The sequence below is a fragment of the Mycobacterium sp. THU-M104 genome (genome assembly GCF_049197365.1).
Classification (GTDB): Bacteria; Actinomycetota; Actinomycetes; order Mycobacteriales; family Mycobacteriaceae; genus Mycobacterium.
In genome coordinates, this window is record NZ_JBMIOP010000221.1 from 1 (window position 1) to 9747 (window position 9747).

At 67.8% G+C, this 9747-nt stretch carries 12 protein-coding genes, 1 other RNA gene and 1 pseudogene; 7 read left to right on the forward strand and 7 right to left on the reverse strand.

Annotation, left to right across the window (positions count from 1 at the left end; all coding sequences use genetic code 11):
• Window positions 1-132, forward strand: a transfer-messenger RNA (tmRNA) gene (ssrA, locus tag ACOJVU_RS16875); the annotation flags it as partial.
• Between the two features lie 17 nt (window positions 133-149).
• On the opposite strand, the gene ACOJVU_RS16880 is transcribed toward ssrA, so the two are convergent.
• Together ACOJVU_RS16880 and ACOJVU_RS16885 are read right to left on the reverse strand one after the other, a co-directional pair.
• Entirely contained in the window at window positions 150-311 is a 162-nt protein-coding gene (locus tag ACOJVU_RS16880; protein ID WP_421530815.1) for a hypothetical protein, read from the reverse strand.
• Between the two features lie 49 nt (window positions 312-360).
• The gene (locus tag ACOJVU_RS16885) at window positions 361-525 is read right to left on the reverse strand and encodes a hypothetical protein (protein WP_421530816.1); all 165 of its coding nucleotides are present in this window, start codon (window positions 523-525) and stop codon (window positions 361-363) included.
• 28 nt (window positions 526-553) lie between these two features.
• On the opposite strand from ACOJVU_RS16885, the gene ACOJVU_RS16890 reads away from it, so the two are divergent.
• From ACOJVU_RS16890 to glsA, 3 genes are all read left to right on the forward strand, one after another.
• On the forward strand, window positions 554-799 hold the full coding sequence (locus ACOJVU_RS16890; RefSeq protein WP_421530817.1) for a hypothetical protein: 246 nt from the start codon (window positions 554-556) through the stop codon (window positions 797-799).
• Between the two features lie 295 nt (window positions 800-1094).
• The gene (locus tag ACOJVU_RS16895) at window positions 1095-2156 is read left to right on the forward strand and encodes a zinc-binding metallopeptidase family protein (RefSeq protein ID WP_421530818.1); all 1062 of its coding nucleotides are present in this window, start codon (window positions 1095-1097) and stop codon (window positions 2154-2156) included.
• A 4-nt stretch (window positions 2157-2160) separates the two neighbouring features.
• The gene (gene glsA, locus ACOJVU_RS16900; protein WP_421530819.1) at window positions 2161-3120 is read left to right on the forward strand and encodes a glutaminase A; all 960 of its coding nucleotides are present in this window, start codon (window positions 2161-2163) and stop codon (window positions 3118-3120) included.
• 29 nt (window positions 3121-3149) lie between these two features.
• Here glsA and ACOJVU_RS16905 read toward each other — a convergent pair whose 3' ends face one another.
• Window positions 3150-3656, reverse strand: a complete 507-nt coding sequence (locus tag ACOJVU_RS16905) for a DUF2505 domain-containing protein (protein WP_421530820.1) — start codon at window positions 3654-3656, stop codon at window positions 3150-3152.
• Between the two features lie 286 nt (window positions 3657-3942).
• Here ACOJVU_RS16905 and ACOJVU_RS16910 point away from each other — a divergent pair, with 286 nt between their 5' ends.
• A complete protein-coding gene (locus ACOJVU_RS16910; protein WP_421530821.1) occupies window positions 3943-4329 on the forward strand; it encodes a nuclear transport factor 2 family protein in 387 nt (128 codons plus the stop codon).
• A gap of 7 nt (window positions 4330-4336) precedes the next feature.
• On the opposite strand, the gene ACOJVU_RS16915 is transcribed toward ACOJVU_RS16910, so the two are convergent.
• The 3 genes from ACOJVU_RS16915 to ACOJVU_RS16925 form a co-directional block, all read right to left on the reverse strand.
• Window positions 4337-4858: a DUF732 domain-containing protein gene (locus ACOJVU_RS16915; RefSeq protein WP_421530822.1), complete on the reverse strand. Its 522-nt coding sequence runs from the start codon at window positions 4856-4858 to the stop codon at window positions 4337-4339.
• A gap of 199 nt (window positions 4859-5057) precedes the next feature.
• Window positions 5058-5651, reverse strand: coding sequence for a DUF732 domain-containing protein (locus ACOJVU_RS16920; RefSeq protein WP_421530823.1), 594 nt, complete (start codon window positions 5649-5651; stop codon window positions 5058-5060).
• 54 nt (window positions 5652-5705) lie between these two features.
• Complete coding sequence (locus tag ACOJVU_RS16925) at window positions 5706-7178, reverse strand: protein adenylyltransferase SelO (protein WP_421530824.1); 1473 nt, start codon at window positions 7176-7178, stop codon at window positions 5706-5708.
• A gap of 109 nt (window positions 7179-7287) precedes the next feature.
• Between ACOJVU_RS16925 and ACOJVU_RS16930 the strand changes: the two genes are divergently transcribed.
• Window positions 7288-8205: an HpcH/HpaI aldolase/citrate lyase family protein gene (locus ACOJVU_RS16930; protein WP_421530826.1), complete on the forward strand. Its 918-nt coding sequence runs from the start codon at window positions 7288-7290 to the stop codon at window positions 8203-8205.
• A 20-nt stretch (window positions 8206-8225) separates the two neighbouring features.
• Window positions 8226-8921, forward strand: coding sequence for a DsbA family protein (locus ACOJVU_RS16935; RefSeq protein WP_421530825.1), 696 nt, complete (start codon window positions 8226-8228; stop codon window positions 8919-8921).
• Window positions 8922-8940: 19 nt separating this feature from the next.
• On the opposite strand, the pseudogene ACOJVU_RS16940 reads toward ACOJVU_RS16935, so the two are convergent.
• Window positions 8941-9747: pseudogene (locus ACOJVU_RS16940) on the reverse strand (HNH endonuclease); the annotation flags it as partial.

Here is a 9747-nt window from a genome sequence, read left to right on the forward strand (position 1 = left end):
ACAGCGACTGGGATCGTCATCCTGGCTGGTTCGCGTGACCGGGAGATCCGAGTAGAGGCACAGCGGACTGCGCACGGAGAAGCCTTGAGGGAATGCCGTAGGACCCGGGTTCGATTCCCGGCAGCTCCACCAAAGATGGGGGGTCGCGGTCAGCGGTGATGAGGCGGTTGCTCGTCGTGGAGGCGGCTCTCGTCCCACGCCGACCGCACCTGATCTTCGTCACCGTATCGCTCCCAGTCCTCGGGCGTTACGCGCTCGCGCGACGGTGTCGGTGCGTCCGACAGAGGCCGGTGCTCGGGGTCGGTGGGCATGAGGCGATTGTGTCAGTCGCAGCGGAAATGTTGAAGCCTGCGCACGGGGTCAGAACGGCATCGGTTCGTCGTAGACGGTCGCGGTTTGGTTTTGGACGGGGTCGGTACAGCTGACGGTGACGTTCCACAGGGTGCCGGTCGGGAGTTCGGGCGCGAAGTTCAACTCGGCGTTGCCTCCCTGCTTGAGTTCAAAAGTCTGGTTGAGGGGTGCCATCGGAGTCCCGATTCCTTGAAGGACGTCCATGGTCCCCAGCGTGGGGGTGGCGTCGAAAGTGCAGGACCCGTACGTGCCGGGTTTCCCGTTTCCACTGGTGTCTGTGACGGTGACGCGCAGACTCGGAACCTTGTTCGTTGTCGTCGGCTGGAACTGGACGCTGGCGGTGTTGATGCTGGCGGTGTCGGCTTGGGCGGTTGCTGCGCCCAAGCCGAAGACGGCGGACGCCAAAAGACCCAGCATCGGTAGTGTCGGTGTCGTCGTTCGGCTGTAGTGATTCACGCTGCGCGTCCTCTCTCCGGTCGTGGTCGCCCCACGCACTCGGTCGTTCTGAGCGTAGTCAGCTCTGGGACCCCGCAAAGCTCGACGCGCCGCATGCCGAAAAGGATTCCGCAGATTTTCGCGCACGCCGGGGCGGCTGGTCAGCGGCCCGGACCGGGCGCGATCACCTGCCCGCGGCATCGACTGGCATATGCTCGCGGCAAAGCGACGAGAGGCTGGGAGAGCCGATGGGCAATGACCGCACGTGTACCTCGATCCGCTCGGCCGGCGCGGGCACGTCCTGAACCGTGCGCGCGTTCGGATGCCCGAAGTGCGGGAAGGCGGTCGGTTTCGAGGTGCAACGCTGCCCGACGTGTGCGACGGCGGTCGGCTACCACTACCCATCGCGTCAGATGCTCGCTCTCTCGGGGCAAGCCGACGTGATTGTCGACGAACGTCGCTGGGTCAGCTGTGCGCACTGGACGCGGGGTTGCAACTGGCTCACCTCCTGTGATTCCGGATCGGATCGGTGCTTCGCCGACAGCTTCGTTCGCCGGGGTCCGGCGGCCGACGACGCCAAGGCGCTGGCCGAACTCGACGACACGTTGAAGACGTTGCGGCGGTTGATTTTCCAGTTGATCGAATTGGGCTTGCCGGTCCGGCCGTACTACCAGGCCGATGACGGGCTGGCGTTCGACCTGTTGTCGAGTGAGTCCTCGGGCGGCCCGGTGACGATCGGGCATGCGGACGGGGTGATCACCATCGACCTGGCCGAGTCGCTGGAACTCTACCGCGAGCGACTCCGGATCCATTTCAAAGAGCCTTACCGCACGATGCTGGGGCACTTTCGTCACGAGGTCGGGCACTACTACGAGATGATTCTCGTCCAGGACACGGCCCTGGCCGAGGACGCCCGGGCATTCTTCGGCGATGAGCGCGAGGACTATCAGGCCGCCCTGCAGCGCCACTACCGCGGTGTGGTCCCGGCCGGCTGGCAGTCGAGCTACATCTCGGAGTACGCGACCGCGCACCCGTGGGAAGATTTCGCCGAGAGCTTTGCGCACTATTTGCACATCACGGGAACCCTTGCCACGATCGCGGATTCGGGTTTGGTGCTGCAGGCCCGTCGGGTCAAGTGGGATCTCGAAACGGACATCGACGCGCGGGAGTCCTATGCTGACGCCACGATTGCCGACATCGTCGGGGACTGGATACCGCTGTCGGGTGTCCTGAACCGGGTCAACCACTCGATGGGTCGCGGCGATCTGTACCCGTTCTCGCTGCCGCCGCGCGTGGTCGACAAGCTCGGCTTCATCCACCGCGTCGTCACCACTACCGCCGCCGGCCATGCTGGCGTGACACAGAATTGAGCAGATGACTCGTATTGCCATGTCTGCCGATCGGATCGCGAAGGCAGTTGCCGACGCGTATGACAACCAGAAGGACAAGCGGGGCGGCAGAAACGCCGGCTACATTCCGGCCCTGGCGAAGGTGAACCCGGAACTGTTCGGCGTGTGCGTCGCGACCGTCGACGGGCAGATATTCACCGCCGGCGATGCCGGTTGCGAATTCGCGCTGGAATCGATCTCGAAGGTTTTCACCCTCGCGCTCGTGATCGAGCAACGCGGCCACCAAGAGGTCCTCCACAAGGTCGGTGCGAACGCGACCGGTCGCGCTTTCGATTCGGTCTCCGCGCTGGAACAGCACAATGACAAACCGATGTCGCCGCTGGTCAATGCCGGTGCGATAGCGACGGCAAGCCTGGTCACCGCCGCCGATGCCGAAGACCGTTGGCGCCAGATCCTGCAAGTGCAAAGCGATTTCGCGGGGCGTCAGATCTCGATCAGCGACGAGATCAACGCCTCCGAACAGGATACCAACTTTCACAACCGCGCCATCGCCTGGCTGCTGCGCGACGGCGGGTCCATCTACTGCGACCCGATGGAAGCCTGCGCCGTCTATACCCGCCAATGCTCGACGCTGGTCACGACGGTGGATCTGGCGGTCATGGGCGCGACATTGGCCAACGGCGGGTCCAATCCCTTTACCGGCGCGCGGGTCGTCGCGCACCGCAACGTCCGATACGTGCTGGCTGCGATGACGATGGAAGGCATCTACACGCGCTCGGGTGACTGGGCTTATTCGGTGGGGCTACCCGCCAAGAGCGGTGTGGGAGGCGGATTGGTTGCCGTGGCCCCGGGTCAACTGGCAATTGCCGCGTTCTCGCCGCCACTGGACGAGGTGGGCAACAGTGTGCGCGCCCAAGCCGCCGTGGCGCAGGTCGCGCGGACGCTGGACCTCGGGCTGTTCGACGTCCCACGCCGCGACGACTAGGAATCCATCGGGCGCGATCGGCATTGGTGTCACGCGTGTTCGTCGAGCCACGCCGTGGTGAAACACATGACCGTGGGGATGTTCTGCGCCAGGTTGGCCCCGACGGCCTTCTCGAGGCGGCTGCCCACCAGTGGAATTTTGACCTGCACGCTGCCGGTGACGCGCAGTCGCGAGCCGTTGGCCGCCGCCGGCTCCAGCCACGCCCGAGCGCGGCATGTCCCCAACCCGCCGGAGACCGAGACATCGACCCGCCCGCGTAGCCCATTGTCACCGTCCGGTGTCCACTGCTCGACGTTCACCAGTTTCACGTCGCCGGGAATGACGTTGGCGACCGGCCCGGGGAGCAGCTGGCGGCCCAGATACTGGGTGAACTGCACGGTCAGCGTGCCGTCGGGGTCCACGCTCAGCGAATCCAGCGAGGTGGCCGCGGGGTTGGTCTTCAGGCGGTCCAGCCAATAATCCTTGCGACCGAACGCGGCGTGAATCTGCCCAACGCTGGCAGGTGATTCGGCCAAGCCGTCGAATGCGCGCGACACAGCACGCCATCATTCCAGGTCACCGCACCGGCATGTGCTCGAAGTGGCGGCGGCGTATGCCCCGCAGATCCATCTACCCTGGCGCTATGCCGCTGCGCACGGGCATCGCCGTCGGTACCGTCTTGCCGGCGTTGGTGGCGGTTTCCGCGCGTCGCACCGTCGCGCCCCGGGCCGCGGGCCCCAAACCCGACCTTCCCGTGCCCATCGGTCGGCGCGTAGCGGGGGCTCGCCCGGCCCACACCAAGCCGGGTGCGGCTCGACGCACACGAGACGCTAGTTTTGCGGGGTGACACCACCGGTGATCGAACGCTGGATCGAGATTCTCGACACCGGCCGGACAGACGAGCTGCGCGTGCTGCTCACCGAGGACGCGGTCTTCGCCTCTCCCGCGCTGTTCACACCGCAGGCGGGCCGCGACAAGGTGGTCCACTACCTGGCCGCCGCAGCGAAGCTGTTCGCCGGCAACGGATTCCGCTACGTCGAGAAGTGGTACGGCGAGCATTCTGCGGTGCTCGAGTTCGTCGCCGCGGTCGACGGCATCCACGTCAACGGCATCGACATGATCCACTGGAACGACGACGGCAAGATCACCTCGGTGAAGGTGATGCTGCGTCCCCTGAAGGCTTTGCAGGTCGTCATCCCCGAAATGGGCAGGTTGCTGGCCGAGGACTGAGGGGTTCCTACTGCTGCGCGTCCGGGCAGTAGGCGTGGATCGCGGCCTGCGCCAGGTTCTCGGCGTCGTCGCGGCTGAACGTCGGAGACCACGTATTTCCGTCGGCGACGTCTTTGTTCTCCGCCGCCACGATTTTGTCGACGACCGCTTCCAGGGGCTGCGATGCCGGGGGCAGCAGCGAGAAACACGTGTGATGACCGAACTCCATGAACCGCTGCCGAACGGCCTCGGTCCCGTTGTCGACGATGCCGTAGGCGGCCAGCGCCGTCAGGAAGGCCCCGTCCGGTCCGTCGCGCCGCGACGGCGTCTTGTGCGAGGGCGAGACGGTCACCGTCTGCGGACCTGGCGAGGTCGCCGTCTTGTCGCGCAGGAAATAGACGCCTACCGCGCTCAGGCCCACCACGGCAACTGCGGCGACGGACGCCGCGAAGACCAGCGACCCGGCGGATTCGGTCCACAACCGGCGGCGCCGCCGCGGGCGCTGAGGAGGCGCCGACTCGGTCGGGACCTGATTGCCCTCGACGCTCATGCGCTCACTCCTTTGTCGCCCCGGATGGTCGCCGCGGTTGCATTCATCTCGGGGACCGCGCCCCTACCCTGTCAGGTCTGTCGAGGTCACGACAAGTCGGACAGACGACGACACGATGCGCAGCAAGTACTGCCGGCCAGGGTCGGCTCACTCGGATGCGCCCGATCGTAACGCCCGCGGGTGACGCCGGGGAGCCTCGTCAGCCGCCGTTGACCGAGCTGTCGTGTTGCGGGCAGTACGCGTGGACGGAAATGGCCACATAGGCGTCGGCGTCGGCGCCGAGCGCGGGGTTGCTCGCGCGGAATTCCACGACCAACTGCGGCACGGTCATTCCCTGGCTGATGTTCTGGCACACCATCTTGCCGTTGTAGATGGCGGCCTGGGGATTGGCGAACGAGATCCCGTGGTCGTTGAGATCCCGGATGTACTTCTGGTCCTGCTCGGGTGTCGAGGCGATGGACGACGGCACGGCCGAGGCGGCCGACGCCGCCGCCGACGACGACGACGAGGGTGTGCGTCCCGTCGCCGGCGCGGGGGAGTCCGGCGGGCTCGACAGCCAGAAAGCCATGACGATCGCCCCCGCCACCGCGAGACCACCGACGAGCAACACGGCGGCTTTGCGCCAGGTCGCTTGCCACGATTGACGGGCCGCGGCCGGTGCGCCCGCGTCCCCCTCGTCGTCCTCGCGCGACCACGCGGGTTCGACCTCGTCCGGACCTGGCGAAACGGAAGCGGCGACGGTTTCGCCGCCGTCGGGTGCCGGTTCGTCGGTAGCCGTTACCGGGTCGGGCATGTCGGCCATGCTAGCCATCTCCCGCCGATCCGTTGGCTCAGGGCGCGGCGCGCCTCAGGTGCCGCAGAACGTTCGGTAGGCGCCGAATCCCTCGGGGGCGGGGTCGGCGTAGCGCTGGAAGCCCGGCCGTTCGTCGTACGGGGCGGTCACCGCCTGCAGGAGTCGTTCCAGCGGTTCGAGGTCGTCGGCGGTCGCCGCGTCCAGGGTCTCCTCGACCAGATGGTTGCGGGGAATGTAGACCGGGTTGGTGCGGTCCATCGACTCCGGGTCCGGGTCAAGGGCCCGCCAGCGCGGCATCCAGTCGTCGAAGCCGTCGGCGTCGTCGAACAATGCACGGGCGGGCCCGGCGTCCCCGCGTGCGGCCCGGCCGAGGTGGCGGAAGAAGGACGTGTAGTCGACGCCGCCCGCCTGCAGCAGCGCGAGCAGCTCGTCGATCAGTTGCGCGGCGTCGGCATCGGCGTGGGAGTCGGCCTCGGCAGGCAGTCCCAGTTTGGCCCGCATGCCTGGCGCCCACACGGCGTCATACCGGGTGCCGAACACGCCGAACGACGCCTCGGCGAGCCCGACCGCCTCCTCGGTGCTCTCCGAGATCAGCGGCAGCAGCGTCTCGGCGAAACGGGCGAGGTTCCACCGCGCGACGACGGGCTGGTTGCCGTAGGAGTAGCGCCCCCGGGAGTCGATCGAGCTGAAGACGGTCTCCGGGTCGTAGGCCTCCATGAAGGCGCACGGTCCGTAGTCGATGGTCTCGCCGGAGATCGTCATGTTGTCGGTGTTCATCACCCCGTGCACGAACCCGATCAGCATCCACCGGGCGATCAGCGACGCCTGGACGTCGGCCACCGCCTCCAACAGCGCGAGGTAGGGGCGCTGCGCCGCGGCGGCGGTGGGATGGTGGCGCGCGATCGCGTGGTCGGCGAGGCGCTTCAGCAGACCCGTGTCGCCGGAGGCTGCGGCGTACTGGAAGCTCCCGACGCGCAGATGGCTCGCCGCCACCCGGGTGAGCAGGGCGCCGGGCAGCTCGGTGTCCCGCTGCACCGGGCACCCCGTGCCCACCACGGCCAGCGACCGTGTCGTCGGCACGCCCAGCGCGTGCATCGCCTCGCTGATCAGGTACTCGCGCAGCATGGGCCCCACCGCCGCCAAGCCGTCGCCACCGCGCGCAAAGGGCGTGCGACCCGAGCCTTTCAGGGCGATGTCGCGCAGGCCTCCGTGGTCGTCGGCGAGCTCGCCGAGCAGCAGGGCGCGCCCATCGCCCAGCCGGGGGACGAAGGCGCCGAACTGATGCCCGGCGTAGGCCTGGGCTACCGGGGTGGCCCCGTCGGGCACCAGCTCGCCCACCAGGAAACGCAGCCCGTCGGGGCTGCGCAGCCACGTGGGGTCGAGCCCGAGCTCCGCGGCGAGGCGTTCGTTGAGCACGAGCAACCGCGCGTCGGGGGGCGTCTCGGCGTGCCAGCGGACGGCCATCTCGGGCAGGTCGCGCAGGAAGCGGTCGTGCAGAGCAACGGTCATGTCGGGAGTGATGCTCACCGCACCGAGCCTACGGAAAACCGGGCGGCTCGCGCCGCGCCGTTGTCAGGGCCGCTACGGTTGTTGACGACAACCTCACCACGGAACGAGCATGACGACGGATCAATCAATGTATGAGCAGGTCAACAGCCACGCGGTAGACCCCGCCGACATCGGGTCGCGCATCGACCCGGTCCTGGCCCGGAGCTGGCTGCTGGTCAACGGCGCGCACGCCGACCGATTCCAGTCCGCGGCGCACTCCCGCGCCGATATCGTCGTCCTCGACATCGAGGACGCGGTGTCACCCAAGGACAAAGCCGTCGCCCGCGACCACGTCGTGCGCTGGCTCGGGGCGGGGAACACCGACTGGGTCCGTGTCAACGGCTTCGGCAGCCCGTGGTGGGCGGACGACCTCGCGGCGCTGTCGGCCACCCCCGTCGGGGGGGTGATGCTGGCGATGGTCGAATCCGTCGACCACGTCACCGAGACCGCCAAGCGGCTGCCCGACGTGCCGGTCGTGGCGCTGGTCGAAACGGCGCGCGGCCTGGAGCGCATCACCGAGATCGCCGCCGCCAAGGGGACTTTCCGCCTGGCGTTCGGCATCGGCGACTTCCGCCGGGACACCGGGTTCGGTGATGACCCGTCCACGCTGGCCTACACCCGGTCGCGGTTCACCATCGCCGCCAAGGCGGCCGGGCTGCCCAGCGCGATCGACGGCCCGACCATCGGCTCCAACCCGCTCAAGCTCATCGAGGCCACGGCCGTCTCCGTCGAGTTCGGCATGACCGGCAAGATCTGCCTGTCCCCGGATCAATGCGCCGTGGTGAACGAGGGGTTGTCCCCCTCGCAGGACGAGATAGCTTGGGCGAAAGAGTTTTTCGCGGAGTTCGAGCGCGACGGGGGTGAGATCCGCAACGGTTCCGATCTGCCGCGCATCTCGCGGGCGAACAAGATCCTCGAGCTGGCCCGCGCCTACGGTATCGAAACGTCCGAGTTCGAGGACGAACCGGTGCACTCGCCCGCGCCGTCGGACACCTACCACTACTGATCACCATCGGGCAGGTCGTGATGAGCAACGCCGTGGACTTCCACTTCGACCCGATGTGTCCCTTCGCCTACCAGACCGCGCTGTGGATCCGCGACGTCCGGGAACAGACCGGGATCACGGTCAACTGGCGGTTCTTCAGCCTCGAGGAGATCAACCGCGCAGACGGCAAGAAGCATCCGTGGGAGCGGGAGTGGTCCTACGGCTGGTCGCTGATGCGCATCGGGGCGCTGCTGCGGCGGACGGACATGGCGCTGCTGGACCGGTGGTACGCGCGGATCGGCCATGAGTTGCACATCGCGGGCGGCAAACCGCACGACCCGGCGGTGGCGCGGCGCCTACTGGAGGAGTTGGATCTCGACGAGGCGGCGCTCGACGCGGCGCTGGCCGACCCGACCACCCACGACGATGTCCGTGCCGACCATCAACGGGTCGTCGACGCCGGCGGCTACGGGGTGCCGACGTTGTTTCTGTCCGGGCAGTGCCTGTTCGGCCCCGTTCTGGTCGATCCCCCGACCGGTCCGGACTCCCTGAAGCTGTGGACCGTGGTGACCGGCATGGCCGAGCTACCGCACGTCTACGAGCTTCAGCGACCCAAGGCCCCGGCCGATGCGGAGCTCATCGGCCGCAGTCTGCGTCCCTACCTACAGGGCCGCGACTGGGTGAGCATCAACCGCGGCGAGGTCATCGACGTCGAAAACCTCACCGGTCGCGGCTGACGGGCCGCCTCGACCTCGCCTAGGCGGCGTGCCGTTGCGTCAGTGTGATGCCGATGCGGGTTTCGAGTTCGCTGACATCGATGGTGGGTGCGTGGGGTGGGGCTGTTGATTGGTAGGTGTGGCCGGTGGGTGTGGTGTAGTGCGCGGTGTGGGTGTGGTTTTCGTCGGTGTTGGTGGTGACGTGCCAGCCGGGGTTGTCTTTGGTGTAGTTGCATCGTTCGCAGGTGCCCAGGCTGTTGGTGGCGGTGGTCGGTCCGCCCCGGGCCCAGGGTTGGGCGTGGTCGTGGTGGCGGATGGGGGCGTTGCAGTAGGGGGTGCGGCAACGCTGGTCGCGTAGGTCGATGAAGGTGGCCAGGCCCTTGGGGAAGGTCCGGGCGCGTGATTCCATCGTCACCAGGGCGCCGGTGCGGGGGTGTGCGTAGAGCCGGCGCAGGGTGGCCCGGGATCGGGTGTCGGTGATTGCGGTGCTGACGAGGTTGCGGGCTACGGCGGCCGGGATGGGGCCGTAGCCGGTCCAGCTCGGCGGGTGTGGTGGTGCCGCCGAGCAGGGTCTCGTCGGTGAGGACGAGGTTGACGGCGATGGGTGTGGGCACGTGGGCGGGTTGTGCGGTGATCCGTTCGATCAGCGTGTCGGCCATGACTTGGCCGCGGGTGCGGTCGTCGAAGGTGGTGTCGGCGGCGCGTGTGAGCGCGGCGTACACCGAGACGCCGTGGGTCACCGGTAGTAGCGCGGTCAGGTAGGTCATGGTGTCGGGGGCGGGGCGGATGGTGACGGTGCGCTCGTGTTCGGCTGTGGCGGCGCGTTCGACGACGGCGTGCGGGTCGA